This window comes from Nonomuraea sp. NPDC004580, assembly GCF_040609855.1.
In the GTDB taxonomy this organism is placed as follows: Bacteria; Actinomycetota; Actinomycetes; order Streptosporangiales; family Streptosporangiaceae; genus Nonomuraea; species Nonomuraea salmonea.
Window position 1 is genome coordinate 140972 of record NZ_JBEXLH010000002.1, and the last position, 25699, is coordinate 166670.

General features: G+C 70.9%; 28 protein-coding genes. 13 read left to right on the top strand and 15 right to left on the bottom strand.

Annotated elements, in window-relative coordinates; translation table 11 throughout:
- Positions 1-19: 19 nt before the first annotated feature.
- Both ABZW11_RS03825 and ABZW11_RS03830 read right to left on the bottom strand, forming a co-directional pair.
- Positions 20-592 (bottom strand): hypothetical protein, encoded by a 573-nt coding sequence (locus tag ABZW11_RS03825; protein WP_355412315.1) that lies wholly within the window; start codon positions 590-592, stop codon positions 20-22.
- Between the two features lie 497 nt (positions 593-1089).
- A complete protein-coding gene (locus ABZW11_RS03830) occupies positions 1090-1758 on the bottom strand; it encodes a hypothetical protein (RefSeq protein WP_355412317.1) in 669 nt (222 codons plus the stop codon).
- Positions 1759-2096: 338 nt separating this feature from the next.
- On the opposite strand from ABZW11_RS03830, the gene ABZW11_RS03835 reads away from it, so the two are divergent.
- The 4 genes from ABZW11_RS03835 to ABZW11_RS03850 all read left to right on the top strand — a co-directional run bounded on the left by ABZW11_RS03835 (position 2097) and on the right by ABZW11_RS03850 (position 5302).
- On the top strand, positions 2097-3239 hold the full coding sequence (locus ABZW11_RS03835; RefSeq protein WP_355412319.1) for a trypsin-like peptidase domain-containing protein: 1143 nt from the start codon (positions 2097-2099) through the stop codon (positions 3237-3239).
- Between the two features lie 217 nt (positions 3240-3456).
- Positions 3457-3906 (top strand): hypothetical protein, encoded by a 450-nt coding sequence (locus ABZW11_RS03840; protein WP_345391939.1) that lies wholly within the window; start codon positions 3457-3459, stop codon positions 3904-3906.
- Positions 3907-3939: 33 nt separating this feature from the next.
- Positions 3940-4536, top strand: coding sequence for a cell wall protein (locus ABZW11_RS03845; RefSeq protein ID WP_355412322.1), 597 nt, complete (start codon positions 3940-3942; stop codon positions 4534-4536).
- 10 nt (positions 4537-4546) lie between these two features.
- Positions 4547-5302, top strand: coding sequence for a MauE/DoxX family redox-associated membrane protein (locus tag ABZW11_RS03850; RefSeq protein ID WP_355412324.1), 756 nt, complete (start codon positions 4547-4549; stop codon positions 5300-5302).
- On the opposite strand, the gene ABZW11_RS03855 is transcribed toward ABZW11_RS03850, so the two are convergent.
- From ABZW11_RS03855 to ABZW11_RS03870, 4 genes are read right to left on the bottom strand one after another with little or no spacing between them, the layout of a single operon-like run.
- Positions 5280-6128, bottom strand: a complete 849-nt coding sequence (locus ABZW11_RS03855; protein WP_355412326.1) for a TIM barrel protein — start codon at positions 6126-6128, stop codon at positions 5280-5282. The genes ABZW11_RS03850 and ABZW11_RS03855 overlap by 23 nt on opposite strands.
- A gap of 11 nt (positions 6129-6139) precedes the next feature.
- Positions 6140-6976 (bottom strand): carbohydrate ABC transporter permease, encoded by an 837-nt coding sequence (locus ABZW11_RS03860; RefSeq protein WP_355412328.1) that lies wholly within the window; start codon positions 6974-6976, stop codon positions 6140-6142.
- On the bottom strand, positions 6970-7872 hold the full coding sequence (locus tag ABZW11_RS03865; protein WP_355412330.1) for a sugar ABC transporter permease: 903 nt from the start codon (positions 7870-7872) through the stop codon (positions 6970-6972). The genes ABZW11_RS03860 and ABZW11_RS03865 overlap by 7 nt, the downstream gene beginning before the upstream one ends.
- A 10-nt stretch (positions 7873-7882) precedes the next feature.
- Complete coding sequence (locus ABZW11_RS03870) at positions 7883-9199, bottom strand: ABC transporter substrate-binding protein (RefSeq protein ID WP_355412332.1); 1317 nt, start codon at positions 9197-9199, stop codon at positions 7883-7885.
- 248 nt (positions 9200-9447) lie between these two features.
- On the opposite strand from ABZW11_RS03870, the gene ABZW11_RS03875 reads away from it, so the two are divergent.
- From ABZW11_RS03875 to ABZW11_RS03890, 4 genes are all read left to right on the top strand, one after another.
- Positions 9448-10449, top strand: coding sequence for an SIS domain-containing protein (locus ABZW11_RS03875; RefSeq protein ID WP_355412334.1), 1002 nt, complete (start codon positions 9448-9450; stop codon positions 10447-10449).
- A gap of 3 nt (positions 10450-10452) precedes the next feature.
- Positions 10453-11310 carry a PfkB family carbohydrate kinase gene (locus ABZW11_RS03880; RefSeq protein WP_355412336.1) on the top strand — a complete coding sequence of 286 codons (858 nt, stop codon included), beginning with the start codon at positions 10453-10455 and terminating at the stop codon, positions 11308-11310.
- Between the two features lie 85 nt (positions 11311-11395).
- A complete protein-coding gene (locus ABZW11_RS03885; protein ID WP_355412338.1) occupies positions 11396-12487 on the top strand; it encodes a LacI family DNA-binding transcriptional regulator in 1092 nt (363 codons plus the stop codon).
- Positions 12488-12531: 44 nt separating this feature from the next.
- Positions 12532-13110 (top strand): dienelactone hydrolase family protein, encoded by a 579-nt coding sequence (locus tag ABZW11_RS03890; RefSeq protein ID WP_355412340.1) that lies wholly within the window; start codon positions 12532-12534, stop codon positions 13108-13110.
- Here the strand turns inward: ABZW11_RS03890 and ABZW11_RS03895 are convergent.
- Both ABZW11_RS03895 and ABZW11_RS03900 read right to left on the bottom strand, forming a co-directional pair.
- The gene (locus tag ABZW11_RS03895) at positions 13103-13444 is read right to left on the bottom strand and encodes a chorismate mutase (RefSeq protein ID WP_355412342.1); all 342 of its coding nucleotides are present in this window, start codon (positions 13442-13444) and stop codon (positions 13103-13105) included. The two genes, ABZW11_RS03890 and ABZW11_RS03895, sit on opposite strands and share 8 nt — an antisense overlap.
- Positions 13445-13589: 145 nt before the next feature.
- The gene (locus ABZW11_RS03900; RefSeq protein WP_355412344.1) at positions 13590-13796 is read right to left on the bottom strand and encodes a hypothetical protein; all 207 of its coding nucleotides are present in this window, start codon (positions 13794-13796) and stop codon (positions 13590-13592) included.
- 174 nt (positions 13797-13970) lie between these two features.
- On the opposite strand from ABZW11_RS03900, the gene ABZW11_RS03905 reads away from it, so the two are divergent.
- Together ABZW11_RS03905 and ABZW11_RS03910 are read left to right on the top strand one after the other, a co-directional pair.
- Positions 13971-15245, top strand: coding sequence for a sensor domain-containing protein (locus ABZW11_RS03905; protein WP_355412346.1), 1275 nt, complete (start codon positions 13971-13973; stop codon positions 15243-15245).
- The gene (locus ABZW11_RS03910) at positions 15233-15889 is read left to right on the top strand and encodes a response regulator transcription factor (protein WP_355412348.1); all 657 of its coding nucleotides are present in this window, start codon (positions 15233-15235) and stop codon (positions 15887-15889) included. The genes ABZW11_RS03905 and ABZW11_RS03910 overlap by 13 nt, the downstream gene beginning before the upstream one ends.
- A 4-nt stretch (positions 15890-15893) precedes the next feature.
- Here ABZW11_RS03910 and ABZW11_RS03915 read toward each other — a convergent pair whose 3' ends face one another.
- Together ABZW11_RS03915 and ABZW11_RS03920 are read right to left on the bottom strand one after the other, a co-directional pair.
- Positions 15894-16151 carry a hypothetical protein gene (locus ABZW11_RS03915; protein WP_355412349.1) on the bottom strand — a complete coding sequence of 86 codons (258 nt, stop codon included), beginning with the start codon at positions 16149-16151 and terminating at the stop codon, positions 15894-15896.
- Between the two features lie 83 nt (positions 16152-16234).
- Positions 16235-16573 (bottom strand): hypothetical protein, encoded by a 339-nt coding sequence (locus ABZW11_RS03920; protein ID WP_355412351.1) that lies wholly within the window; start codon positions 16571-16573, stop codon positions 16235-16237.
- A gap of 208 nt (positions 16574-16781) precedes the next feature.
- Between ABZW11_RS03920 and ABZW11_RS03925 the strand changes: the two genes are divergently transcribed.
- Positions 16782-18116 (top strand): hypothetical protein, encoded by a 1335-nt coding sequence (locus ABZW11_RS03925; RefSeq protein ID WP_355412353.1) that lies wholly within the window; start codon positions 16782-16784, stop codon positions 18114-18116.
- 55 nt (positions 18117-18171) lie between these two features.
- Here the strand turns inward: ABZW11_RS03925 and ABZW11_RS03930 are convergent, their stop codons facing one another.
- Both ABZW11_RS03930 and ABZW11_RS03935 read right to left on the bottom strand, forming a co-directional pair.
- Positions 18172-19566 (bottom strand): hypothetical protein, encoded by a 1395-nt coding sequence (locus ABZW11_RS03930; RefSeq protein ID WP_355412355.1) that lies wholly within the window; start codon positions 19564-19566, stop codon positions 18172-18174.
- A gap of 133 nt (positions 19567-19699) precedes the next feature.
- Positions 19700-21202: an FAD-dependent monooxygenase gene (locus tag ABZW11_RS03935; RefSeq protein ID WP_355412357.1), complete on the bottom strand. Its 1503-nt coding sequence runs from the start codon at positions 21200-21202 to the stop codon at positions 19700-19702.
- 189 nt (positions 21203-21391) lie between these two features.
- Between ABZW11_RS03935 and ABZW11_RS03940 the strand changes: the two genes are divergently transcribed.
- Positions 21392-22588, top strand: coding sequence for a cytochrome P450 (locus ABZW11_RS03940; protein WP_355412359.1), 1197 nt, complete (start codon positions 21392-21394; stop codon positions 22586-22588).
- A gap of 159 nt (positions 22589-22747) precedes the next feature.
- Here ABZW11_RS03940 and ABZW11_RS03945 read toward each other — a convergent pair whose 3' ends face one another.
- Together ABZW11_RS03945 and ABZW11_RS03950 are read right to left on the bottom strand one after the other, a co-directional pair.
- Positions 22748-23104, bottom strand: coding sequence for a helix-turn-helix transcriptional regulator (locus ABZW11_RS03945; RefSeq protein WP_355412361.1), 357 nt, complete (start codon positions 23102-23104; stop codon positions 22748-22750).
- 45 nt (positions 23105-23149) lie between these two features.
- Positions 23150-23302: a hypothetical protein gene (locus ABZW11_RS03950; RefSeq protein ID WP_355412363.1), complete on the bottom strand. Its 153-nt coding sequence runs from the start codon at positions 23300-23302 to the stop codon at positions 23150-23152.
- Between the two features lie 162 nt (positions 23303-23464).
- On the opposite strand from ABZW11_RS03950, the gene ABZW11_RS03955 reads away from it, so the two are divergent.
- Positions 23465-24418: an NAD-dependent epimerase/dehydratase family protein gene (locus ABZW11_RS03955; protein WP_355412365.1), complete on the top strand. Its 954-nt coding sequence runs from the start codon at positions 23465-23467 to the stop codon at positions 24416-24418.
- Between the two features lie 8 nt (positions 24419-24426).
- Here the strand turns inward: ABZW11_RS03955 and ABZW11_RS03960 are convergent, their stop codons facing one another.
- Positions 24427-25698: an ABC transporter substrate-binding protein gene (locus tag ABZW11_RS03960; protein WP_355412367.1), complete on the bottom strand. Its 1272-nt coding sequence runs from the start codon at positions 25696-25698 to the stop codon at positions 24427-24429.
- Position 25699 lies beyond the last annotated feature (1 nt).

A 25699-nucleotide genomic window follows, 5' to 3' on the forward strand; every position in this document is an offset into this window, starting at 1 on the left:
CTCATCCTGCCCGCCCGCGTCATGCCGCGGCAGGGGCCGTGACGGGGCGGCGGACGAGCGGGAAGAGCGCGACGAGCATGAAGAGCGCGGAGACCGGGATCAGGTCCTTGCTGACGATCGGCAGGGCCAGGTAGACCACGACCGGCGCGAGCGTCCACGCGGGCAGGACACGCAGCACCGCGAGCCTGATCATCAGGACGAGCTGCGCCACGTAGAACAGGTAAGGAAGGCCGTCGTAGACCAGGAACGACACGCCCGGCACGCTCGTGACCTGCTGGAACAGCGCGCTCATGCCCTCCTGGTCGGCGGCGGCGAACCCGACCGCGACGTCGATGCCGAACTGGACGAGCAGCGCCGCCACCCCGGCGATCCCGGCCGCCGCGCTCGCCGTTGCCGGCGCGTCACGCCCGGCCAGCTCGCGGAACCACAAGAAGAGCCAGGCGAACAGGACGAGCGCCGCCATGAAGGCCAGGTGCCCGGCGGTCCAGGCGAACCCTGGGCCCCGGCTGCCGTCCAGGCCGTCGACGATGCGGATGGCGCCGTAGGCGCAGGCGAAGAGAGGCGCGGCGATCAGCGCGAATCGGGGAGTCATAAGGCGATGGTGCGGCCGGCGGGGGCCGCCGGACATCGCCGACGGGAGTGATCCGGCGCCTCACTCTTGCGAATGAGCTGGCGGGATTCCGCGGCTCACGCCGCGAATGAGCGGCCTTCGCAGAGGGCTCACCGCCACAAACGGTGCCGGCGACGAGACGGCGGCTCGCTCCTGCGGATGAGGTGCGGCCGTTGGAGAGCCGAGATGTGAGGGCCCGATACCCTCACATCTCCTGGCTGACCGTGCTCAGCGGCGGCGGCGCCGGCGCCGGCGCGCCCGCCCGTAGGTGTCGCCCCCGCTGCCCGGAGTGGGCTCCGGTCCTGAGGCGGGCAGCCGGAAGACTCTGAATCCGAGATATCGCTGTATGGCCATTGGTGTCCCCCTCGTAGAAGCCGTGGGGTTCGGCGCACCGGACGGCTGCGCGCCCGGCCGTGCCGGACTGCCACCCCCCATACCCGCGATGTCTCCTGAGAACCCTCCTGACCTGCGAAATCCGGCTACTTGGCGGACAGGATCCGGCGCTTGAACTTGGGATGCTCGGTCTCCCAGTAGCGCCAGCCCTCGACGCGGGCGGGCACGTTCGCCAGGCCCGCGGCCACCTTGCGGCGGTCGCAGGTGCCGAGGACGGACCAGGCCGACCAACCGATGCGGTAACCGAAAACGCGGTACCACATGTTTCCGTATTTGCCCGGCGTGATTTCCCTGGTGTATTCGTGCCCGGTGAAGACCATGTGCCGCTCTTCGAGGTGCGGCAGGCCGAGCCGGCGCAGGGCCTCCACCACCGACTTGGTGTCGGTGACGTCGTCCACCGTCCGCGCCCTGGTCTTCTCCAGCGACTTCGACTTCTCGTTCTCGGCTTCGAGGAAGGCGAGCACCTCGTGCTCCCGCGTGACCGACACCGTCATCGAGCCACCGGGGCCGTCGATGTAGCGGGTGCGGGGCAGGAAGAAGTTGCGCGGCGAGAGCTTGTGAATCCGCCAGAACGTGTGCGGCCTGCAGTTACGCCCGCCGTCCTCGTCCTTCCTGCCGGTGTGGAAGCCCCTGTCGCTGTGGATGCCCTTGAGTTTGCGCAGGTGTCGGTCGTCGCGGTCGTCCGCGCTCGCCGGCGGTGCCATGGTGACCGCCAGCGCCACCGTGAGCAGCCCGTGCACCGCCGGCCTCGCCATTTTTCTCATTGGGGTGAGCATTTACCGTTCCTTTCGGAATACGACCCATGGTCGCCAGACCGGTACGATGCTTACAGTTGCCGCGAGCCGAGTGACAACGCCACGCCGCAGGTCAATATCCCGCACCAGGGAAAGAATCCCTGAAAATGCGTTCGCCGCTCATGGCCATTTCGTAAAGAAAAAGCAGTGTCCCCGCCTATGGGCACCTCTATGCACTCAGCGTGACGTGTCGGATTCATCCGGTGATGTCGTCATATCCATTTGGGCAGGCATTGAGGACAATCGACCACACCCTACGTACCTCCCTACGGCAGTTACCGGGTTTCGGGAGGTACGTAATGCACCGCAGAGTCGCCCTGCTCCCCGCCGTCGCGCTCGCCCTCGCGGGCGCCCTGGCCCCCGTGGGCACCGCGAGCGCCGGCGCCGCCGGCGGGCCGGACTTCAGGCGGCCCGCCGGGTGGACGGCGACGGATTCCTGGCGCGAGCGCAGGACCGTCTCGCAGTACTGGAGCACCAACCGCATGCTCGCGGCCCAGCCGCTGAACACCCCCGCCCCGCGGCGCAACCAGTGGCGCGGCCCGTCCCGGGGCAACCCCTGGTCCACCCAGGGCACCCGCGCCGCGGGCAGCCGCGGCTCGTCCTGGTACGAACGCGGCGACCAGGGCACCGGCACCCGGGGAACCGGCGGGCAGGGGACGGGCGGGCAGGGCACCGGTGGCCAGGGAACAGGTGGCCAGGGCAACGGTGATCAAGGGAACGGCAACGGCAACCAGCAGCGGACCGCCCTCAACAACAGCCCCGGCCTGCGCTGGACCGACGGCGGCGCCGTCGTCCGCACCACCGGCCGGGTCTTCTTCACCACCGCCGACGGCCGCAACTCCTCCTGCTCCGGCTCGGCCGTGACCAGCGCGAACGAGAGCGTCGTCATCACCGCGGGCCACTGCGTCAAGCTGAACGGCGCCGCGCACCGCAACTGGGTGTTCGTGCCCGCGTTCGACAACGGCCGGCGGCCGTTCGGCACGTGGGTGGGCACCAGGATGTTCACCACCCCGCAGTGGAACGCCCGCGAGGACATCAACTTCGACGTGGCCGCCGTCGTGGTGGCGCCGCTCGACGGGCGCACGCTGACGGACGTCGTCGGCGGGCAGGGCGTGGCCTTCAACCAGGCCAGGCAGCAGCAGATGTTCGCCTTCGGGTATCCGGCGGCGGAGCCGTTCGACGGGTCGCGGCTGATCTACTGCAGCGGGCGCGCGTTCAACGACACGGTCATGACGCAGGACCAGGGACTGCGGTGCAACATGACCGGCGGCTCCAGCGGCGGGCCCTGGTTCCAGAGCTTCGACGCGGCCACCGGGCTCGGCTCGCTGAACTCGGTGAACAGTTTCACCTATAACTTCGCGCCCGGCTTCATGTTCGGCCCGTTCTTCGGCGACGAGGCGATGGCCGTCTACCGCGCCGCGCAGAACGCCGACGCGGTCTGACCGCCGCCCGGCGGGCCGGAGTGGCGGCGCAGCCTGACCGGCGGCCGGCGGGCCCCGCGCCCACCACTGGCCGGCCGCCCATCACGCCTCCGCCGCCCCACGGGTCATGAAAAATCAGGGCATTGACGAAAATTCCTTACATGGTACTCATAGATCGAGTCGGAAACCTTCAACCCCTCGCAGAGACCGTCCACAAGCGCACCCAAGGAGGACGCGCATGGCGCGAAGCAAGGCCACCGACCCGCCCGCCGACTTACTCGGCCCCGTCCAAGGAGAGGTCTCCTGGTTCTGCTGCGGCACCGCATGGGGCCCGTGCAGCAGCACCGGTAAGGGAGCCTGCGGCACCTGCAACTCCGGCAGTCTCCAGCACGCCTGGCCCAACGCATCCGACGCGTGCTGGTCCATCACCCGTCCCGACCGCTGCGGTGTCAGCCTGTCGCGCAGAACGTGCGGCTTCCGGCACCGCATCACCTCGCTGTGCGGCGGCGGCAGCGTCGTCACCGCGATCGCCGACTGCGGCCCGCAGACCGACCTGTTCTGCGGCGAGCGCAGCTGCTGCGGCGCGACCTGCGCCAACAACCGCCTGATCGACCTCACGCCCGCCGCCTACAGCCAGATCGCCAGCCTCTCATCCGGCCTGCGGCCGGCCGAGATCTCGACGCCCTGAGGGACGGTGATCACAGTGCCAAGCAGAAGAGACGTGCTGAGGTCGGCCGTGCTCGGCGGCGGCGCGAGCGTGGTCGCGGCGACCGCGATGGGCTCACTCGGCCCCGAGGCGGCCTTCGCCGCCAACGCAGCCACCACGGCCACCGCCCAGAAGGTCGAGCCGGGAGCACCGGACCCGGACTTCGCCGAGGGACGGATCCGCTCGATCAAGGACAACACCCTGCTCGTCCTGGGCTCCAACATGGTGCTCCACACGATCAGGGTGGTGGACGGCACCAGCCTGTGGAAGCTCGGCCCCGTCGGGTTCGACCAGGCCAAGCCGGGCGACGGCCTGTACGCCAGAGGCGTGCGGATGCCGGACGGCATGCTGGCCGCCGAGTCGGTGTGGCTGAACATCGTCAACATCAAGGGCCACATCACCAACATCAAGGGCCAGACCTTCCACCTCGACCACAACGGGCACGAAGTGCTGTGCCACGTGGTCGCCGGCACGACGGTCGCCATCCACTCCCAGTCGCCGCCGACCACGGACCTGTCGATGCTGAAGGTCAGCCAGCACGTGCAGGTCCTGGGCGCCTGGCGGCCCGACACCAACGAAGTGGACATCGCCACGGTCTTCTCCCCGCACTAGGAGGCAGCTCGTGAACGGGATCGCCGCGTCGCAGCCGTACGTCATCGCCTCGTTCCTCGTCTGGGCAGGTCTGCTGAAGCTGTTCAGCCGGCGGATGCGGGCACAGGCCGGGCGCACCGCGCTGGCCAGGCTCACCGGTGCGGCGCGCGCGGTCCCCGCGCTGCGCCTGGCCGGGGTGGCCGAGCTGGCGGTGGCGGCCGGGCTGCTGGTGCCGTCCGCGCACCCGTGGAACGCGGGGGCGGCGGCGCTGCTCACGGCCGGTTTCCTCGCCTATCTCTGGTACGCGCACGTCGCCGCGCCTACCGCGTCCTGCGGCTGTCTCGGCACCCACTCCCAGCCGGTGGACGTGCGCTCGTTCGCCCGCGCGGGACTCCTGCTGGTCGGCGCCCTGCTTGCGCTGGCCGGACCGGCGGGCACGGTCTCCGCTCCGGTCGTCGCCGTGGTCGTCACCCTGGAGGTGGCGGCACTGCTGGCGCTCTCCTCGGAGCTCGACGGCCACTGGCTCACGCCGCTGCGCCGCCGCCTGGTACGCCCGGTCGCCGCGCCCCCGCAGGACGGGGTGCCGCTGGAGGCGTCCCTGCACCTGCTGCGCCGCAGCCCCGCGTACTGCTCGGCGTCCGCCCAGCTCACCTCGGACGTCCAGGAGACGTGGGACGAGGACGGCGTGCGCTTCGTCGTCTACGGCGCCCATGGCCGCACGGCCGTCTTCGCGGTCCCGCTGACCGGCGACGACCCCGGCCAGGTCAAGGTCGCGCTGGTGGACTGAGGGCGGCGCGTACGCCGGTCAGGCAGCGCTCGACGGCCGGGCGCGGCTCGAAGGCGTACGTGCCGTCCCCGAACAGCTCGAACGTCAGGTGCCCCGTGTACCCGCGCCGCCCCAGCGACTCGACGTACGAGGCCAGCGGCAAGGAGCCGTCGCCCCAGGCGAGGTGCCCGGCCGGCCGGCCGTCGATGAGGTGCACGTGCCTGACCCGGTCGCCGAGCGCGTCGAAGTAGTCGTCCACCGAATCCCCCGCCACGGCCATGGCCACGGTGTCGAGCACGGCGCCCAGGTTCGGCGCGCCGACCTCGTCGATCATCGCGGCCAGCGCCCTGGAGTCGTTGACCAGGTTCGACTCGACGCGTTGCAGCGCCTCCAGCACGCAGGTGACGCCCAGCGTGGCGGCGTACGCGGTGATCTCGCCGACGGCGTCGACCGAGCGCCGGCGGGCGGCCTCGACCGGCTCGTCCTCGAAGCCGCGCCCGGGGGTGAGCAGCAGCATGCCGGCGCCCAGCTCGGCGCAGAGCTCGGCGGCCCGGCGGAAGAGTGCCACGCTGCGCGCCCGCAGCCAGGTGACCGGCGAGGCCAGGTTGACCGGGTACATCACCTGCTCGGGCGTCAGGCACCGGATGGCCAGCCCGCGCGTCTCGGCCCGCCGCCGGATCGCGCGGGCCTCGGCGTCACCGATCTGCGGCACGTGCAGGTGCGGCGCGATGCCCCACAGCTCCAGGTGCTCGCGGCCCAGCTCGGCGGCGTCGTCGAGAAAGCGGTCGAACGGCAGGTGCTGGTAGGCGAAGTTCGAGCCGGTGAACTGCGTCAGGGAGAGCGTCATGAGCGAGTCCTTCATTTGCCGACGCCGTCGGCGAGTCCTTTGATGATGTAGCGCTGGCCGAGGAAGAACAGCAGCACCACGGGGAGCGCGGCGATCACCATCCCGGCGAAGACGACCGGATATTCGGTGCCGTGCTTGCTCATCAGGCTGGTGAGCCCGACCGGCAGCGTCTGCACGCCTGAGCCGCTGGTGAAGATCATCGCGAACAGGTACTCGTTCCAGGTGAACAGGATGTGCAGCAGCACCGTGGAGGTGAGGATCGGCTTGCACATCGGCAGGATCACCCGCCAGAACGTCGTCCACTTGCTCGCGCCGTCCATCTCGGCCGCCTCGTCCACCGAGCGCGGCAGGTCGATCATGTACGCGCGCAGCAGGAAGGTCGTGAACGGGATGCGGAAGGCGGTGTAGAGGATCAGCAGCGCCCAGAACGTGTTGTAGAGCCCCAGCGCCTGGAACATCTTGACCAGCGGCACCAGCGCCACGGTCGGCGCCAGCATGAGCCCGCCCAGGATCGCCGCCGTCAGTCCCTTGTTGAGCGGCACGTTCACCCTGGTCAGCCCGTAGGCGGCCCACGCGCTGACGAACACGGTGGCGACGGTCGAGGTCAGCGTGACGAGCACGCTGGTGGTCAGATAGTCGCTGACGCCCCGGTTCCACGCCTTCCGGTAGTTGTCGAAGCTCCAGTCGAGGGGCAGCGCGAACGGGTCGCCGAACAGCTCGGCGTTGGTCTTGAAGCCGTTCAGCGTCATCCACAGCAGCGGATAAACCACGACCACCGCGAGTGCCAGCAGGAACGCCCACATGAAGACCCGGGCGATCACTCCGAGGAAGCTGAGCCGCGTCACCATTCCACCCTTCTCCTGCGGGTGACCCACATCTGCGCCACCGCGATGGCCAGCGTGATCACGAACAGGACGGTCGCGATGGCGGCGGCGTAACCGAAGTTGTTGCGGACGAAGCCGCTGCGGTAGAGCCAGGTCCCGAGCACCTGCGTCGAGTTGTTCGGCCCGCCCGCCGTCATCACCATGACCTCGTTGAACACCTGGAACGCGCCCGAGATCGTGACGATCGTCATGAGCCCGGTCATCTCCCGCACGAGCGGCACCGTCACGCTGAAGAAGCGCCGTACCGCGCCCACGCCGTCGAGCGCGGCGGCTCCGTAGATCTCCGACGGGATGCGCTGGATCGCCACCGCGAACAGCAGCGTCGAGTAGCCGAAGCCCTGCCACTGGCTCATCGCGATGATCGCCGACATGGCGGTGCTCTCCTGGCCGAGCCACGCCTGGGCGAGGTGGCCGAGGCCGGCGGCGCGCAGCGCGTGGTTGAGCGGGCCCAGGTTGGGCTCGTACAGGAAGTAGAACAGCAGGCCCGCGACGGTCAGCGAGATCGCCGACGGGATGAAGTAGATCGCCCGCAGCGCGCGCTGCCAGCGCCGGCTCCGCACGCTCTCGATGACGGCGGCCAGCAGCAGCGCGCCGAACACCTGGAACGCGATGGAGATCACCGCGTAGAGCGCGTTGTTGCCGAGCGAGGACCAGAACACCGGGTCCTCGGCGAGCTTGGTGTAGTTGGCGAGACCGACGTACTCCTGCTCGCCGCTGTAGATGTCCCACTTGAGCGTGCTGAACTCGAGGTTCTGCACCAGCGGCAGGTAGACGAACACCGCGACCAGGACGAGCGCGGGCACGATCCACGCGAGCCCGAGCGTCCTGCGCAGGACGCCGGCGCGTGCGGGCGGCTGCATGAACGGCTCCCTACCTGGCCTCGGCCGAGGCCTGGCGGACGCTTTCGAGCACCTTCTCGGCGGTCGTGCCACCGCTGATCATCGCCTCGCCGCCGGCCAGCCAGGCGTCGGCCACCTCGGGCACGGTCACGGTGTCGAGCCAGATGGCCAGCTTGGGCGCCTTGTTGACGAGCCGCATGCCCTCGTAGACGGCCTTGCTGGAGGTCTCGGGCGTGACGGCGCCGACGACCGTGCTGGGCTGCCCGTACGGGGGCGCCGACAGGGTCTTGGCGTTCTCCGCGTTCGTCACGAACTTCATGAAGTCCACGGCCAGCGCGACCCGCGGTGACCTGGCGTTGATCAGGTAGCCCTCGGGCGAGCCTTCGAGCACGTCGGGGTCACCGGCGGCGTTCCGCGGGACGGGGAGCTGGAAGATGCCGAAGTCGTCCGGCTTGACCTTGGCCGACGTGGCGTTGTCGAACTCCAGGATCTCCTGGTAGTACATCGCGGCCTTGCCGTTGGCGAACGCCTCCTGGGCGGAGCTGTAGAGCACGCCGTTGGTGGCGTCGCGGGTGTCGGTGCACTGGTCGACCAGGGTCTTGAACTGGTTGAGCGCGGTGACGTAGCCGGGGTGGTCGAGCTTGGCGGTGGCGGGGTCGAAGTCGGCCTGGAGGGTGGCGTCCGGCACGTTGTACGCGAACAGCTGCTGCAGGTAGTGCAGGGCGGGCCAGCCGTCCTTGTTGCCGAAGGCGATGGGCTCGTACCCGGCCTTGCGCAGCGGGCCGCAGGCGGCCAGCAGGTCCTCGAACGTGGCGGGCACCTTGACGCCGGCCTTCTCGAAGGCGGCCTTGCTGTAGCCCATGAACTTGCCGTTGCCGTACAGCGGGATGCCGTAGTTCTTGCCGTCGCGGGCGAAGGCGGCCAGCGAGCCGGGGCTGAACGTCTTGCCCCACTCCGTGTCCGGACCGATGACCTTGGTCAGGTCGGCGGCCCGGCCCCCGCGGATGTAGTTGTCCGCCCAGTTGCCGGTCCAGGTGAAGTAGATGTCCGGCAGCGCGTCGGAGGCGGTGAGGGTCTTGAGCTTGTCCTTGACGCTCTGGTCGGTCTCCTGGATCAGCTCGACCTTCACCTCGGGGTGCTGCTTGCTGTAGGCGGCGGCGAGGTTCTCGAAGTAGGGGCCCGTGGGCTCGCCGGCGAACTTGGTGAGGACGCTCAGCGTGCCGGAGAACTCCGGCGTGGCGGCCGGGTCGGCCGCCGGTGCCTGCTCGGCGCCGCCGCCTCCTGAACAGGCGGCCAGCGTGAGGGTCCCGATGAGTGCCGCGAGCGTCGGCAGGGCGCGAGGGCGCATGGGCTTCCTTTCTCTGCCAGGAGCCTTGGTGTTGGCCGACCTTACAGCTCACCTGATACCGGTACCAGACCTGAGCGCCAAGATCTTTTCTTCGTTGCGCCGGCGTGACCTCTCAAAGCCGTAGAAACAGCAGATCAAGGCCGCTTGCGGAGAAGCCCGTGTTGACGCCGGGCCGGACGCTGTGCCAACGTGACTGCCGCGTGATACCGGTATCAGACGGGCACGCCATCCCCAGGAAAGGATCTGCAATGCTCGGTTTCAACGAGCCGGAATTCGTCTCCCAGGTGGCCAGCGCGGTGGCCCTGCGTCCGCGCGTCGAGGAGCTGGTCGACCGGCTCGTGGACGAGGGCTTCGACACGCTGCTGCTCGTCGGGGCCGGCGGGACGTACGCGCTGACCTGGCCGTACGAACACCTCGCCCGCCGCCTGTCCACCCTCGACGTGCGCTCGGCCATCGCCGCGGAGCTCGTCGTCTCCGGCGACGCCCGCCTGGGCGAACGCACGGTCGCCGTCTTCACCTCGGTCTCCGGCACCACCGACGACAGCATCCGCGCCATCGAGCACTGCAAGGAGAAGGGCGCCTACACGATCGCCTTCACCGGCTACCCGGACTCGCCCATCGCCACCAAGGTCGACGCCGCGCTCGTCTCCGAGCCCAAGACCTGGCCCTTCGACATGCAGCTCCTGCTCTTCATGACCCGGCTGCTGGCGCGCAGGGGCGAGTTCGACGGGTACGAGACGTTCGCCGACGAGCTGGCCGGGCTGCCGCAGATCCTCGTCGAGGTGGCCAGGCAGGCCGAGCCGGTGGCCGCCGCGTTCGCCGACGCCCATAAGGACACCGACTACCACTTCCTCATCGGCGGCGGGAACCTGTGGGGCTTCACGTACCTCTACTCCATGTGCATCCTCGAGGAGATGCAGTGGCTGCGCACCACCCGCGTGCACAGCGCCGAGTTCTTCCACGGCTCTCTTGAGCTGCTCGAAGAGGACACCAGCGTGATCGTCTTCCAGGGCGAGGACGAGACGCGCCCGCTCACCGACCGGGCCGAGGCTTTCGCCAAGCGCGTCTCCAAGGACGTCACCGTCTTCGACACCCGCGACTACCCGCTCACCGGCATCAGCCCCGAGCACCGCCACCTGCTCGCGCCCGTCGTGCTCGACACCGTCATGGGCCGGGTCAGCAAGCACCTGGAGCGGGTCCGCGACCACTCGCTCGACCTGCGCCGCTACTACCGGGTCATGGACTACTGAGGCATGAGAGTGCTCGGTTTCGGCGACAACATCGTCGACCGGTTCGTCGACCGGGGCATCGACTACCCCGGTGGCAACAGCGTCAACGTCGCCGTCTACGCCCGCAGGCTCGGCGTCGCGTCGGCCTACCTCGGGGTCTTCGGCGACGACGAGCTGGGCGGGTTCCTGCGGTCGGCGATCGCCGCCGAAGGGGTGGCGGTCGATCGGTGCGTCGTACGGAGCGGCGAGAGCGGCGTCTCCCATCTGAAGGTGGACGACGGCGACCGGGTCTTCCTCGGCTGGAACGGCGGCGGCGTGACCGTACGCGAGCCGCTCACCCTCGACGACGACCTGCTCGGTTACGTCGGCGGCTTCGACCTCGTGCACTCCAGCGTCTACTCCCGCAGCGAGGAGGAGCTGCCCAAGCTCACCGGGCTCGGCCCGCTGGTGAGCTTCGACCTGTCCAGCGAGGACGAGCACCGCGACCCCGGCTACCTCGACCGCGTCTGCCCGCACGCCGACCTGGTGCTGCTGTCCTGCTCCCACCTCGACGAGGAGGCCACGGCCGCGCTGCTCGCCGAGGCCGTACGGCGCGGCGCCCGCCTCGCCCTGGGCACCAGGGGCGTGCACGGGGCGATCGCGAGCGACGGGCGGCGCATGCTGTCGGCGCCCGCCGACCTGGCGTCCGACATCGTGGACACCATGGGCTGCGGCGACGCCTTCGTCACCGGCTTCGCCGTGTCCCTGCTGCGCGACGGCTGGTCGGCCCAGGCGCCCGCCACCCCCGCCGCGATAGAGCGCGCACTGGTGGCGGGGGCGGCGGCGGCCCGAGCGCAGTGCCAGGTCGAGGGCGCCTTTGGCCACGGCCGCCGCACTCCCTGACGGCGTCCCCGCCCACGGTGAAGGGCGCGGCGGGGAGCGGTCAGACTTGAGTGGTCACCATGACAGGCGAGGAGGGGCGAGATCCATGCCAGCTGAGCGCGGCCAGGCGCGGCCGACCATCTCGGAGGTGGCGGCGGAGGCGGGCGTGGGCCGGGCCACGGCGGCGCGCACGCTCGGCGGCTACGGCTACGTCAGCCCCGAGCTGCGCGCCCGCGTGCTGGCGGCGGCCGAGAAGCTCGGCTACCGCACCAACGCGCTGGCCAGGAGCATGTCCACGGGCGTGAGCCACACACTCGGCGTCATCGTGGCCGACATCGGCAACCCGTTCTTCGCCGGGCTGCTGCGGGGCGTCTCCGACACCTCGCGGGCGCGCGGGTTCGACGTGATCGTGCTGAGCACGTACGAGAACCTCCAGGAGGAGGTGGCGGCGACGAACGTGCTGATCGACAAGCGGGTCGACGGCGTCATCGTGGCGTCGGCGGCGCTGCAGCGCGACCAGGTGGCCCACCTGAAGGGGGCGATGGACCGGGGCATCCCGGTCGTGCTGGTGGACCGGGCGGTCTCGGCGCTCGACCTCGACGCGGTCGTCATCGACAACCGCGACGCGGCCCGGGAGGCGGTCGAGGTGCTGATCGCGGCGGGTCACCGGCGCATCGGGTTCGTGTGGGGGCCGCCGGTAGAGCGGCCGCCCGCGACGCGGCGCGAGCTGCTGGCCGCCGCCTCCCGCAACCTGTGGACGGACGGCGAGCGGCTGCGCGGCTACCTCGACGCGCTCGACGACGCGCAGATCCCGTTCGACCCCGAGCTGGTCATGGTGGGGCCGAAGACCGAGGAGCGGGTGGTCGGCGAGGTGGGCAGGATGCTGGCGCTGCCCGACCGGGTCACGGCGGTCTTCTGCACCGAGACCGACGGCATGACGGGCACGCTGCGCGCGCTGCGCCAGGCGGGGCTGCGCTATCCGGACGACGTGGCGCTGATCGGGTTCGACGACAGCGCGTGGGCGGCGGTCATGGACCCGCCGCTGACGATGATCGCCCAGCCGGTCCACGAGCTGGGCACGCGGGCGGCCGAGGTGCTGCTCGGCATCCTGGGCGGCGGCGAGCCGGCCGGCACGATGCACACGTTGCGCTCAAGGCTGATCAGGCGCTCGTCGGTGGCGCCGCCGCGCGTGCCCTGACATACTCGACATCCGAACGCCCGATCGAAAAGGGGAGGCCGGTCATGGCCGAGGTGCTGCTGTTCCATCATGCCTGCGGGCTGACGGCGGGTGTGCGCGAGTTCGCCGCGACGCTGGGGGCGGCGGGTCACACCGTGCACACGCCCGACCTCTACGACGGGCACGTCTTCGACACACTCCAGGACGGCGTGACCTATGCGGAGAAGGCGGGCTTCGGCACGTTCGTCGAGCGGGGCAGGGCCGCTGCGCTCGACCTGCCCGCCGGGCTGGTCTACGTGGGGTTCTCTCTTGGCGTGCTGCCGGCCCAGGGCCTGGCGCAGACGCGCGAGGGGGCGAGGGGCGCGGTGCTGGTCGACGCGTGCGCACCGGTCGCGGAGTTCGGCGGCGCGTGGCCGCAGGGGGTGCCGGTGCAGGTGCACGGGATGGAGGCCGACGAGATCTTCGCCGGTGAGGGCGACCTCGACGCGGCGCGGGCCCTTGTGGGGTCGGCCGCCGACGCGGAGCTGTTCCTCTATCCCGGTGACCGGCACAACTTCGCCGACCCGAGCCTGCCGTCCTACGATCGGGCCGCCGCGGGGCTGCTCACCGAGCGGGTGCTCGCCTTCCTCGATCGGCTCACGTAGCGCGGGCGGCCGCCCGGTTGCTGGCGATCAGCTCGTGATGCCTGACGACCTCGGCGATGATGAAGTTCAGGAAGCGCTCGGCGAAGACGGGGTCGAGCTTCGACTGCTCGGCCAGGGCGCGCAGGCGGCGGATCTGTGCGGCCTCCCGCTCGGGGTCCGCCGGGGGCAGCTCATACTCCGCCTTGAGGCGGCCGACCTCCTGCGTGCACTTGAACCGCTCGGCCAGCAGGTGGACGAGCGCGGCGTCGAGGTTGTCGATGCTGTCGCGGAGCCGCTGCAGCTCCTTGCGGACGAATGCTTCCTGCTCAGGACGATCTTCCGAGGCTTTTTCCATAAATATCCCCTTTCATCCCTGGAAGGGGAAATCCTACCTGCCGCTTCACCGGCGGGCGTCCTGGATGGACACCCTGCTCACCGGGCTGGGAGCCCGGGGAGGACACCCGGCTCAGCGGCGGGCGGCCTGACCTGACACCCCCTGGTCAGCGGCGGCGGACGGTGTAGTGCTGGTGGATCAGCGCGCCGGCGCAGGCCAGGGTGAGCAGACCGAAGCCCATGCCGACCAGCACCGGTAGATCCGACGCCGACGTCACCACGTTACAGACCGCGAAGACCGCGAGCAGCGCCCACAGCACCGGACGGCTGACGTTGTGGCGGGCCTGACGCCTCTCGGAGGTGTGCTGGGTCATCGCGATCTCCTTGCCGTTCTGTGTTCCGCTTTCACCACGAAACGGTACGAACCTCCTGCCGGCCCGGCGATCCCACCAACGCGACAGCCGAGGTACAGCCTGCTGTACTCTTCCGCCGCCGCCCTGACGGCGGCGCCCGCCGGTGACCTAGGGTCGGTGGCGAAGGAGGTGCGGATGCCCGACCACGACTCGCCGGCCGAGCGGCGGCCCGCCCGTAGGTGGGATCCGTCCGCCCGTGCCAGGGCGACGCTCGACGGGCTCGAACACCTCGTCGGCGGCATCGGCACCGGCGCCCTGGCGCTGCTCGTGCTGGTCGGGCTCGTCCTCGTGGGGCTGCTCTGCCTCGTGGGCGTGGGCCTGCCGCTGCTGCCCGGCGCGCTGCGCGCCCTGCGCGCGGTCGCCGACCGTGAGCGGGCCCGGCTGACCCGCTGGGGTCCCGGCGACCTCATCAGCCCCGATCCGGTGCCCGACGGCTGGCGGGCGGCCATCAAGCGGCCCGCGAGCCGGCGGGAGCTGGCCTGGGTGCTGCCGCACGCGACGATCGGGCTGCTCATCGGCTTCGTCGGGCTGACGTTGCCGTTCAGCGCGGTCCGCGACCTGCTCTACCCCCTGTACTGGCAGGTCCTGCCGCCCGGCGAGACGGCAGGGGCCGGGCTCGGCATCTGGGACGCCGACACCTTCCCCAGCGCGCTCGCGGTCAGCCCGCTCAGCCTGTTCTGGCTGGCGCTCACGCTGGCGTTCGTGCCCGTCATGGCCAGGCTCCAGGCGTGGCCGGGGCGCCGGCTGCTGGCCGCCGACCCCGCCACCGACCTCGCACTGCGGGTCGCCCAGCTCACCGCCACCCGCGCGGCGGCGCTCGACGCGCACGCCGCCGAGCTGCGCAGGATCGAGCGCTCGCTGCACGACGGCACGCAGAACCGCATCGTGGCGGTCACCATGCTGCTCGGTGCGGCCAGGCGGGCGCTGGCCCGCGACCCGGCCACCGCCGACGCCGTGCTCGAAAGCGCCCAGAACGCCGCCGAGACGGCACTCGCCGAGCTGCGCGCGGTCGTGCGCAGCATCCTGCCGCCGGTGCTGGCCGACCGGAGCCTGCCCGACGCGCTGACCGGCCTGGCCGCGGCCAGCCCCGTGCCCTGCCGGATCGACGCCGAGGTGCCGGGACGGTGTCCGGCCTCCGTCGAGGCCACCGCCTACTTCGTGGTGGCCGAGGCACTGACCAACATCGCCAAGCACAGCCAGGCCACGCGGGCGCAGGTCACCGTGCGCCGTGACGACGCCTGGCTGCGCATCGAGATCACCGACGACGGGCGCGGCGGCGCGGCCGAGAGCGGCGGGTCCGGGCTGAGCGGCATCCGCCGCAGGACCGAGGCCCACGACGGCACGTTCGCGCTGACCAGTCCCGCCGGCGGACCCACCACCATGAATGTGAGCCTTCCATGCGGATTGTGATCGCCGAGGACGACCCGTTGCTGCGCGAGGGGCTCGCGCTGCTGTTGCGCGCCGAGGCGCTCGACGTGGTCGCCACCGCCGCCGACCCCAGCGGCTTCCTGAAGGCGATCGACGAGTGCGAGCCCGACGTCGCCATCGTGGACGTGCGCATGCCGCCCACCCACACCGACGAGGGCATCGTGGCCGCCGTCGAGGCCAGGCGGCGGCTGCCCGGGCTAGCGGTGCTGGTGCTGTCGGCGTACGTCGAGCAGGCGTTCGCCACCGAGCTGCTCTCCCACGGCAGCGCCAGGCTCGGCTACCTGCTCAAGGAGCGGGTGGGCCGGGTGCAGGAGTTCCTCGCCGCGCTGCACCGGGTGGCCGAGGGCGGCACCGCCATCGACCCCGAGGTCGTCGCGCAGCTCCTCACCCGCTCCCGCCCCGACAACCGGCTCGACCGGCTCAGCCCGCGCGAGCGCGACGTGCTCGCGCTGATGGCCGAGGGGCTCGGCAACGCGGCCATCGCCGAGCGGCTGGTCGTCACCGACGGCGCGGTACACAAGCACATCCGCAACATCTTCGCCAAGCTCGACCTCGCGCCGACCGACAAGACCGACCGGCGGGTGGCCGCCGTCCTGCGATATCTGGAGAGCGGCCACCGGCGTTAGCGGCTCAGGCGCCCAGGTCGCGGACGATGTTGTCCAGGCGGTGGGCCAGGGCGTCGAGCACCTCGTCCGTGGGGGTGCCGCCGGGGATCTGGGCCATGACATCGTCGCGGCTGGCGATCACCAGGCCCTTGTGGGCGTCGTCCACCTCACCGGCGGGCAGCACCTCGCAGCCGCCACGGATGAAGACCAGCGTGGCGTCCGGGTGCCGGGAGTCCAGCAGCCGGCGTACGCACTCCCTGTCGATCAAAGACGTCGTGGACATCGCAACTCCTCCGGTCCGGCCCTCCCAGCAGGCCGCATACCCGGTGAGCAGCGCCGAAACCCGGCAGACCCCCTCCCCGCGGCTCAGCCGAAGGTCGGGGGGCCGCCGTCCTGGCGGGCGCGGCGGATGCCGAACAGCACCAGGTAGAAGGCGGCGGCCAGGGCCACCAGGGCGGGCGGCACGGCCAGCGGCGGGTTGCCGGCGAGCACCGCGAGCACGGCCAGCACCACGCCGCCGAGCAGTAGCAGCGCGGCAGCCAGCAGGCGCACGCTGACCGCGGTGGACGGCGCGGGCCGGCGCGCCCACTCCCCCTGCCCTGCTCCGTGCACGTGCGGCACGCCGGTGTCGCTCGCGTCCTCGCCGGGCGGCGGCTCCTTCAGCACGGGAGCGAAGAACTCGTCGTCGTCGCGTCGTTCTGGCATCGTGCTCACCTCACGCGGTCCGTCGGTGGAAGAGCAGGCGTGCTCGCCGGGCTGTCGCGCACCTCCTGCCCCGTGACCGCCGGGTGTCACGTCATCAGGTCTGACCTGCGAAAACGACATCACGTGGCGTGCTCGGTCAATTGCTGACAGTGACCGTAAGGTGTGGTCAGTGGCCCCAGTTGGCCCCTCAGCGAAAAGAGGATCGGACATGCCGCAGGAACCGCGAATAGACGTCGAGACCAGGGCCCACACCTTCGAGAGCAGTCTCAGCACCGACCAGGTCGAACGCATCGCCGCCGCGCTCGGGCAGCAGGGGGTCTGGTTCGCCGCCCCGCCGCGCCGCGACGGCGAGGCCCGCCGGCCCGAGCTCACCTGGGACCTGGTCGGCGACGAGCCGTACCAGGGCTACACGGCGACCGGCCGCGCCGCCGTACATCTGGCCGACGGGCACGACGCACTGACCAGGCCGCTGATCCTGGCCGACGGCTTCAACTACGGGCCCAGCGACCTCGACGCGCTGTGGCGGCACTTCAACCAGCCCTACCAGAGGGGCGTGCCCGGCTTCCTCGACCAGCTGAGGTCCATGGGCATCGACGTCGTCCTGCTGGGCTTCGACCAGCGGCACGCCGCCGTCCAGGCCAACGCCGCGGTGGCGGTGAGCTGCGTGCGGCGGGTCATCGACGAGCGCCTCGGCGACGACCAGCTCGTGGTCGGCGGCGTCAGCATGGGCGGCATCGTCACCAGGTACGCGCTGGCCCGCATGGAGAGCGAGGGCGTCGACCACCAGACCGACAAGTACTTCTCCTACGACAGCCCGCACCTCGGCGCCTGGATCCCGCTGGTGCTGCAGCAGCTGGCGTACCTGCACGAGTCGCTGGCCCCGCGCTCCGACGGCCCGGGCCAGGCCGCGCTGATCCGCAGCCCGGCCGCGCAGCAGCTGCTGTGGGGCTGGGTGGACGACGCCGACTACTCGGGGCCGGTGACCAGCGCCAGCCCGCTGCGCCTGGAGTTCCTGGAGGATCTGCGCCGGGTGGGCTGGTTCCCGACGCGGCCGTACAAGCTGGGGCTGGCCAACGGCACCGGCGACGGCGTCGGTCCCGACCTCGCGCCCGGCACGCCGGTCTTCGACCTGCAGCACGAGACGCTGCAGCTGACCGCCCGCGTCCAGCCGGACATGGGCGAGCTGCAGAACATCGGCGTCGTGCGCTTCGGCGCGCCGGTGTGGACGAGCGCGACCTCGCACGTCGCCGCGTTCGACGGCGCGCCGGGCGGCACGCTCGACTCGTGGGGCCGGCTGGCCGACGCGATGGGCCTGCCGATCCAGGACCGGTTCAGGCGCGGCTGCTTCGTGCCCGCGGTCAGCGCGGTGGCGCTGGCCAGGGATCCGTTCCAGTGGCAGGCGGAGCTCTACCGCGACCTCGGTGACCTGCCGAAGGACGAGACGTTCCTCGACGCGTTCTGCTGTGACACGGCCAACACCGAGCACGGCGCGGTGTCGAGGCCGCTCATCGAGTGGTTCCTCGACCAGCTCGCCGGCTGGTAGGCGGCCATGAACGGGTGCCGGCTCGCGGGGCGGGCCGGCACCCGCGTGTCTGGGCTCAGCGGGCTCCCTTGTGCAGGACCAGGAGCTGGTCGCGGGTGGCGTTCCTGTCGCGGTAGGCCATGATGGCCGGGCTCTCGCCGCTGTAGTGGCCGGGCAGCCGCTCGTCGGAGCTCCACGCGGAGCCGTTGAAGCTGCTCCACCACAGGCTCTGGTCGGCGGTGCCGCGGTGCACGCAGTAGAGGCGGTCCTTGTAGACGGTCAGCGCGGGCCCCTCGCCGGCGTGGTGGCCGGGCAGCCGCTGGTCGGGGCTCCACGTCGAGCCGTCCCAGCGGGTCCACCACAGCGCGGTGTCGTCGCCCGCGCCCCGGTGCACGCAGTAGAGGTGGCCCCGGTAGACGGCCAGCGCCGGGTTCGAGCGGCTGGAGTGGCCGGGCAGCCGCTGGTCCTGGCTCCAGCTCGACCCGTCCCAGCGCGTCCACCACAGGGCGTCGTCGCCCGCGCCCCGGTGCACGCAGTAGAGCTGCCCGTCGTACGCCGCCAGCGCCGGCGCGCTCTCGCTGAAGTGCCGCGGCAGCCGCTCGTCCTGGCTCCAGCTCGCCCCGTCGAAGCGGGTCCACCACAGCGCGGTGTCGTCGCCCGCGCCCCGGTGCACGCAGTAGAGCCGCCCGTCGTACGCTGCCAGCGCCGGTGCGGCCTGGCTGAGGTGCTGCGGGAAGCGCTGGTCCTCGCTCCAGCCCTCCTCGGCGTCGTAGACCGTCCACCACAGGCTCGCGTCGCCCGCGCCGCCCCGGTGGGCCAGGAACAGCCGGTCCTGGAACTCGCCCAGCGCCGGGCTTGTCACGCTGAAGTGGTCGACGAACCGCTGGTCCGCGCTCCAGCCCTGCTCCGGCTCGTGGACCGCCCAGTACAGGCCGCTCTCTCCGGCGGGCCTGCCGTCCTGGCGGGCGGGCACGAGCATGCCGGGCGCGGTCCACGGCGAGACCAGCTTGACCCCGTACGGGCGGGCGATGGAGGCGATCCAGGCGGCCTTGCCGCGTACGGCGCGCTCGATGACCGGGGTCAGCCAGCCGCCCACGACGGTCGCCGCGCTCTGCGCGATGAGCTGCGGGATCTCGGCGGCGAGCAACGCGGCCGACTCGTTGAGGTGGATCTCGAAGCCCCACCACCGGGCGATCGGCCACACGTCGGCGCCCATCGTGCGCAGCTCGCGCTGGAAGTCGCGGAAGCGCTGCTGGTCCTGGGCGGTGAGGTCGGCGATCTGACGTTCGCTCTCGCGCCTGGCCTCGACCGCCTCGCGGGCCGGGGCGTCCTCCAGCAGCTCGGCCTCGACGGCCGCGTCCACGGCTGCGGAGGCCGCCGGGTCGTCCTGGGCGTGCAGCAGGGCGGTCTCGCCGCCGAGCACGCCGTCTTCCTCGTCGATCGTCCTGCCGGCCCGGGTCTCGTCAGTCATATCCAGCCCCCTGGAGTGATAGGTGCGCGAACTTCGCCATCGTAACCAGGAGTAGTGTTTCGATTACTCTATGGCTGTCTTGATCCCGGTAAACTCGCCGCAACCCCGGCCCATGGGGACAACCGGCGGCCGGCTACCTGAGGTGCCCCAAAGCCAGGCGGAGCGCGCCCTCCGGGTCGCCGCCGCGCCAGGCCACGTGCTGGTCGGGGCGCACCAGCGTCAGCGGCTCGCCGGGCAGGTCCACCTCCTCCAGCGGCACGCCCAGCTCGCGCGCCTGCGCCACCAGCGAGGCGGCCTGCGGCGAGCCGAGGTCGCCGACCAGGCTGAAGGCGCGGCCGAGCCGGTCGTACAGGGACTCGCCCGGCGCGAGCCAGCGGTGCGGCAGGCGCTCGCCCGTCCCGGGCGCGACGATCGGCGAACCGGTGTAGGTGTAGCCGAGCACCAGGTCGAGGCTGTGGAACTCGCTGTCCTTGGTCCGCCTGACCGCCTCCGCCACGGCCGGGCGCACCTTCGTGAACTCCTCGTCCGTGCCCATCAGCGCCGGGTCGGCCAGCTCGGGGGCGAGGGTGGCCATGTTCGCCGCGGCGGCCTCGATGGTGTCGGCCGCGATGGGACGGCGCTCGCTCTCGTACGTGGCCAGCAGCGCCTCCGGCGCCCATCCGCGCAGCACCGCGGCGAGCTTCCAGCCGATGTTGACCGCGTCGCCGACGCCGGTGTTGAAGCCGTGACCGCCGTAGGGGGGGTTCTGGTGCGCGGCGTCGCCGGCCAGGAAGACGCGGTCACTGGCGTACCGGTCGGCCAGCAGCATGCGTGCCGTCCACGGGTCGGTGGCCAGGATCTCCACGTCGATGTCGGCACCCGCGAGGTTGCGCACCAGCCGTACCGGGTCGGCGTCCTCGGCCCGCACCCCCTGGGCGATGCACCACCAGGTGTCCTTGAGGTCGAGCCGGCCGACGATGCCGGGCTGGGCCGGGTTGAGCACCCAGTAGTGCACGGCGGGCCCGTGCGGCACCCGGCCGGCCAGGTCGGGGGCGCGGAAGACGATGTTGAAGTTGGGCCTGGCGTCCTGGCGGCCCTCGTACCGGGAGCCGATGGCGTCCCTGGTGACGCTGCGTGAGCCGTCGCAGCCGACCACGTACTGGGCGCGGACCTCGCGCTCGGCGCCGTCGGCGGCGGCGATGCGCACGGTCACGCCGTCGGCGTCCTCCTCCAGGCCCGTCACCTGCCACCCGGTGAGCAGCGCGTCTCCGACGGCCTCCCGCAGCACCTCCTCGACCAGCGGCTGCGGCACCTGCTGGCCGGGCTCGGCGGCGAGGTCGGAGCCGACGAGGTCGAGGCCGAAGCAGCGGTCGATCCTGGTGATCTCCCTGCCGAGCAGGCTGGTGGCGAACACCGCCTCGTCCGACCAGGCCACCGCCAGCGGCGCCCGCGAGCGCAGCGTCTCCGCCAGGCCCCACCTGCGCAGGATCTCCATCGACCGGGCCGAGGTGGTCTTCGCCCGCGGCCGCAGCCAGGACACCGTCTCGCGCGGCTCCACCACTAAGCACTCGATGCCGTGATGCGCCAGCTCCACCGCGGTCGCCAGGCCGACGGGCCCGCCGCCGGCGACCAGCACGGGCACTTGCCTTACATCCATGGGCCGTCCTCTTCATCCTGATAAGTGGGGGTATGTTTCCGGCGTCGCCGAGCCCGCGTCAAGCCGCCCGACTGCGATGCGGCCATGGTTCAAGTACGACCCCACAACGATTGATGATCGCTTCTAGTGAACCGATCACCGGGATCAGTACGGTGCTGTGCAAATAACGGAACCATCTCAGGGGATTGCATGAGCGAGACCTCGGCGATGCCGCTGCACATGCGGCGGGTGGCGTTCGATCCGGCACCGGAGCTGGCGGCGGTGCGGGATGCGGAAGGTATCAGGAAGATAACGACAGCGTTCGGGGCGGAGGCATGGCTCGTCACCCGCCACGCCGACGTCCGGGAGGTGCTGGGCGACGCGGAGACGTTCAAGGTGGCGCCACAGACCATCGCCCGCCTGCCCGGAGCGCCGCCGATGACCGAGGAGCAGCTCGCCAAGGTACGCGCGGGCAACCTCCTCGGCGTCGATCCGCCCGAGCACACGCGGCTGCGCAGGATGCTGACGCCCGAGTTCACCATCCGCCGCATGCGCCGCCTGGAGCCCAGGATCCAGCGCATCGTGGACGAGCACCTCGACGCGCTCGAAGCCGCCGGCTCCCCCGCCGACCTGGTGCCGTCGTTCGCGTTACCGATCCCGTCGCTGGTCATCTGCGAGCTGCTCGGCGTCCCGTACGAGGACCGCGAGGGCTTCCAGCAGCGGACGAACCGGATGCTCGACATGACCGTGCCGGGCGAGGAGCGCATGATGCTCCAGTTCGAGCAGCGCGCCTACATGGAGACCCTGGTCGCGCGCATCCAGGCCGACCCGGGCGAGGAGCTGCTCGGCATGCTCGTCCGCGAGCACGGCGACGACCTGTCCACCGACGAGCTGATCGGGATCGGCGGCCTGCTGCTGTTCGCCGGCCACGAGACCACCTCCAACATGCTCTCGCTCGGCACGCTGGCCCTGCTGCGCCACCCCGAGCAGCTCGACCTGCTGCGCCGCGAGCCCGAGCGCATCGACGCCACGGTGGAGGAGCTGCTGCGCTACCTCAGCATCGTCAACAGCGGCACCACCAAGGTCGCCACGAAGGACGTCGAGGTGGGCGGCCGGCAGATCGCGGAGGGCGACCTGGTGCTGTGCAGCCTGCCGGCCGCCAATAGGGACCCGTCGTTCCTGCCGGACGCGAACACCTTCGACCTCGGCCGCGGCGCCCCCGGCCACCTGGCGTTCGGCCACGGCGTCCACCACTGCCTGGGCGCCCCGCTGGCCCGCATGGAGCTGCGCATCGCCTTCCCGGCCCTGCTCAACCGCTTCCCGAACCTGCGCCTGACCGACAACGCCGCCCAGTTCCGCACCTCCAGCATCGTCTACGGCCTCGCCTCCCTGGAGGTCGCCTGGTAACGGAGGTACCAGGCCGTGGTCGGGCATGACGCGGGGCCGCTGGCCGCGCTTGATCGTCCAGGGCCCGTCGGCGGTGACGGCGACAGGTCAGCGGTTCTGCCCATCCCGATCCGGATCCTTTTCGGGCCGACAGCGCGGGTTCGATACGGCCACCTGCACTTATGCGTTCGTGAGCTGTCGGTGATACACGGTCAGAGGCTCGATTTCAGTGATGTCGTCGTCGACGACCAGTTCGACGCGGAACCGTACCCCCATCGCAGCACCGAGGCGCAGCAGGGTCGCTATATCGGGAATGCCGCCGCCACCCTCGATGCGAGACAGAGCAGGCTGGGACATCCCAGAGCGTTCCGCTACGGTCTTCTGGGACAAGCCTCGGCGCCTACGGATCTCACGCAACTGGTCTCCGAGCTCCAGATCACGTCCCGCCTGCTCGTATTCGGGGTGGGGCTGTGCATCCGCTTCCATCTCACGCAGACGCTTCGCCTTGTAGGTTTCCCAACGGCTGTGACCCATCATGCACTCCTCTCGAACACATGCGTGGTGGTCAGGTCGTGCTCTGCCTCACACCGCTTCTTGGCGGCGATTGCTCGGGCGATGTCCACCAGTGACGAGGTAGTCGTCTACGTTGCGCATGACACGCTGGTAGAGCGGGAAAGAAAGTCCGTCCAGCCAGGACTCCACCTCCGGCTCTAGGGCGATCTCCCACTGTGACATACCATCAATAGTATATGCACTCGATGGTAACTCGCGGCGATGTCGCGTTCTAGGCAGCACGAGGGTCGCGGTGTCAACTTGCACCTACGTACAGCCGGTGAGAATGTTCCATGCTCGTCACCGGCTCTCGGGGAGAGGCTCGGGCGGGTCTACGCTGGGCGCATGCGCGTTGTGGTGATCGGTGGTAGTGGGCATATCGGGACGTATCTCATTCCGCGGCTGGTGGCGGCCGGGCATGACGTGGTCAACGTGAGCAGGGGGTCGCGGGAGCCCTACTCTCCCCATGGCGCCTGGCGGCAGGTGACCACGGTCACCGCCGACAGGAAGGTGGACGAGGCCGACGGCACGTTCGGGCGGCGCATCGCGAAGCTCGAACCGGACGTCGTCATCGACCTGATCTGCTTCACCGAGAGCAGCGCGGCGCTGCTGGCCGACGCGCTGGCCGGCAAGGTGCGGCACTTCCTGCACTGCGGCACGATCTGGGTGCACGGGCCGAGCGCGCAGGTGCCGACGACGGAGGACGTCAAGCGGGCGCCCTTCGGCGACTACGGCGTGCGCAAGGCGGCCATCGAGGCGATGCTGCTGGAGCGGGCCCAGCGTGACGGGTTCCCGGCGACGATCATCCATCCCGGCCACATCACCGGGCCGGGATGGGTGCCGGTCAACCCGGCGGGCAACGTCAACCCGGCGGTGTTCCAGACCCTGGCGGAGGGGTCGGAGCTGGCGCTGCCCAACCTGGGGCTGGAGACCGTCCAGCACGTGCACGCCGACGATGTGGCCCGGCTGTTCATGGACGCCATCGCGGGCCGGTCGGCCGCGGTGGGCGAGAGCTTCCATTCGGTCGCCACCACCGCCCTGTCGCTGCGCGGCTACGCCGAGGCGGTGGCGGGCTGGTTCGGCAAGGAGGCGCGGCTGTCGTTCCTGCCGTGGGAGCAGTGGCGCAAGACGGTCTCCGAGGACGACGCGGCGGCGACGTACGACCACATCGCCCACAGCCCCCACTGCAGCATGGACAAGGCGGCGCGGCTGCTCGGTCACCGTCCCCGCTACACCTCGCTGGAGGCGATCGCCGAGGCGGTCGACTGGCTGGTGCGCGCGGGGACGATCAAGCCGTAGAGCGGGGGTCAGCCGGTCAGGGGGCCGAACTCGGCGCGGGTGTCGATCACCTCGCCGAACAGCTCCCACCGCTCGCCCTTGAACCGCATGAGCTGCATCGACTCGATGGGGAAGCCGTCGTCGGCGGCGGTGTCGAGCGTGACGCCGGGCAGCAGCATGTCGACCTTGACGCCCTTGAGGGCGCGTACGGAGTCGCGCAGCCCCTCGCGGGTCGGGCAGGGCGCGGCCTCCATCGCCTTGTGGAAGCTGCTCGCGACGGCCCAGCCGAAGGTGTGGTACGGCACGTTCACGTCGGCGCCGGGCGCGTACTGCTTCATCTTCTCCTTGTAGAGCACCATCTCGGGGTCGCTCTCCCACGTGGGGTCGTTCGGGTCCTTGTAGTAGGTGGAGGACACGACGCCCTGCACGTTCTCGAAGCCGACCGGCTTGAGCACGGTGATCGAGGCGGCCACGTTGTTGACGATGTGCAGCGGGTTCCACTTGGTGTTCTTGGCGTCGGCGGCCAGCGCCTGCGAGCCGAACTTGGGCGTGGTGACGTTGAGGAACACCTCGGCCTCCGACTCGGCGAGGTTGCGCATCTGCGGGTCCACGCTGGGGTCGGTCACCTCGTAGCTCTGCTCGGCGACGACCTGCACCTGCGTGCCCTCGATGGCCCGCTTGAAGCCGCCGAGCAGGTCCTTGCCGAAGTCGTCGTTCTGGTAGAGGACGGCGACCTTGGCCTGCGGCTTCTCCTTCTTCAGGTACGCGGCGTAGACGCGGGCCTCGGAGATGTAGTTGGGCTGCCAGCCGATCGTCCACGGGTGGGCGGTGTCGGTGCCCCACTGGGAGGCGCCGGTGGCGACGAAGATCTGCGGGACCTTGCGCTGGTTGGTGTAGTCCCAGGTGGCCGCGGTCGAGGGGGTGCCGAGCGTCTGGAACAGGGCGAACACCTGCTCCTGCTCGACCAGCCTGCGGGCCTCCTCCACGGCCTTGGGCGGCTGGTAGCCGTCGTCGCGGACGACGAACTCGACCTTGCGCCCGCCGATGCCGTTCTTCTCGGCGTTGACGTAGTCGAAGTACGCCTTGATGCCCTTGGGGATGTCCCCGTAGGCGGAGGCGGGGCCGGACAGCGGGTAGATGCCGCCCAGCTTGATGCTGGTGTCGGTGATGCCGGTGGTCTGCTGCCCCTGGCACTGGCCGGTGGCCGCCGTACCGGTGGTGCCGCCGCCGCTGTCCCGCCCCCCGCAGGCGGCGACGGCGAGCAGGAGCAGCGCCGTGCAGCCGATCGCAGATACTCGCATC

Excerpts from the sequence above, each read along its gene's own strand:
- ABZW11_RS03825 (WP_355412315.1), bottom strand. The coding sequence starts at position 592 with ATGACTCCCCGATTCGCGCTGATCGCCGCGCCTCTCTTCGCCTGCGCC.
- ABZW11_RS03830 (WP_355412317.1), bottom strand. The coding sequence starts at position 1,758 with ATGGCGAGGCCGGCGGTGCACGGGCTGCTCACGGTGGCGCTGGCGGTC.
- ABZW11_RS03835 (WP_355412319.1), top strand. The coding sequence starts at position 2,097 with ATGCACCGCAGAGTCGCCCTGCTCCCCGCCGTCGCGCTCGCCCTCGCG.
- ABZW11_RS03840 (WP_345391939.1), top strand. The coding sequence starts at position 3,457 with ATGGCGCGAAGCAAGGCCACCGACCCGCCCGCCGACTTACTCGGCCCC.
- ABZW11_RS03855 (WP_355412326.1), bottom strand. The coding sequence starts at position 6,128 with ATGACGCTCTCCCTGACGCAGTTCACCGGCTCGAACTTCGCCTACCAG.
- ABZW11_RS03860 (WP_355412328.1), bottom strand. The coding sequence starts at position 6,976 with ATGGTGACGCGGCTCAGCTTCCTCGGAGTGATCGCCCGGGTCTTCATG.
- ABZW11_RS03865 (WP_355412330.1), bottom strand. The coding sequence starts at position 7,872 with ATGCAGCCGCCCGCACGCGCCGGCGTCCTGCGCAGGACGCTCGGGCTC.
- ABZW11_RS03870 (WP_355412332.1), bottom strand. The coding sequence starts at position 9,199 with ATGCGCCCTCGCGCCCTGCCGACGCTCGCGGCACTCATCGGGACCCTC.
- ABZW11_RS03875 (WP_355412334.1), top strand. The coding sequence starts at position 9,448 with ATGCTCGGTTTCAACGAGCCGGAATTCGTCTCCCAGGTGGCCAGCGCG.
- ABZW11_RS03880 (WP_355412336.1), top strand. The coding sequence starts at position 10,453 with ATGAGAGTGCTCGGTTTCGGCGACAACATCGTCGACCGGTTCGTCGAC.
- ABZW11_RS03885 (WP_355412338.1), top strand. The coding sequence starts at position 11,396 with ATGCCAGCTGAGCGCGGCCAGGCGCGGCCGACCATCTCGGAGGTGGCG.
- ABZW11_RS03890 (WP_355412340.1), top strand. The coding sequence starts at position 12,532 with ATGGCCGAGGTGCTGCTGTTCCATCATGCCTGCGGGCTGACGGCGGGT.
- ABZW11_RS03895 (WP_355412342.1), bottom strand. The coding sequence starts at position 13,444 with ATGGAAAAAGCCTCGGAAGATCGTCCTGAGCAGGAAGCATTCGTCCGC.
- ABZW11_RS03900 (WP_355412344.1), bottom strand. The coding sequence starts at position 13,796 with ATGACCCAGCACACCTCCGAGAGGCGTCAGGCCCGCCACAACGTCAGC.
- ABZW11_RS03905 (WP_355412346.1), top strand. The coding sequence starts at position 13,971 with ATGCCCGACCACGACTCGCCGGCCGAGCGGCGGCCCGCCCGTAGGTGG.
- ABZW11_RS03910 (WP_355412348.1), top strand. The coding sequence starts at position 15,233 with ATGCGGATTGTGATCGCCGAGGACGACCCGTTGCTGCGCGAGGGGCTC.
- ABZW11_RS03915 (WP_355412349.1), bottom strand. The coding sequence starts at position 16,151 with ATGTCCACGACGTCTTTGATCGACAGGGAGTGCGTACGCCGGCTGCTG.
- ABZW11_RS03920 (WP_355412351.1), bottom strand. The coding sequence starts at position 16,573 with ATGCCAGAACGACGCGACGACGACGAGTTCTTCGCTCCCGTGCTGAAG.
- ABZW11_RS03925 (WP_355412353.1), top strand. The coding sequence starts at position 16,782 with ATGCCGCAGGAACCGCGAATAGACGTCGAGACCAGGGCCCACACCTTC.
- ABZW11_RS03930 (WP_355412355.1), bottom strand. The coding sequence starts at position 19,566 with ATGACTGACGAGACCCGGGCCGGCAGGACGATCGACGAGGAAGACGGC.
- ABZW11_RS03935 (WP_355412357.1), bottom strand. The coding sequence starts at position 21,202 with ATGGATGTAAGGCAAGTGCCCGTGCTGGTCGCCGGCGGCGGGCCCGTC.
- ABZW11_RS03940 (WP_355412359.1), top strand. The coding sequence starts at position 21,392 with ATGAGCGAGACCTCGGCGATGCCGCTGCACATGCGGCGGGTGGCGTTC.
- ABZW11_RS03945 (WP_355412361.1), bottom strand. The coding sequence starts at position 23,104 with ATGATGGGTCACAGCCGTTGGGAAACCTACAAGGCGAAGCGTCTGCGT.
- ABZW11_RS03950 (WP_355412363.1), bottom strand. The coding sequence starts at position 23,302 with ATGTCACAGTGGGAGATCGCCCTAGAGCCGGAGGTGGAGTCCTGGCTG.
- ABZW11_RS03955 (WP_355412365.1), top strand. The coding sequence starts at position 23,465 with ATGCGCGTTGTGGTGATCGGTGGTAGTGGGCATATCGGGACGTATCTC.
- ABZW11_RS03960 (WP_355412367.1), bottom strand. The coding sequence starts at position 25,698 with ATGCGAGTATCTGCGATCGGCTGCACGGCGCTGCTCCTGCTCGCCGTC.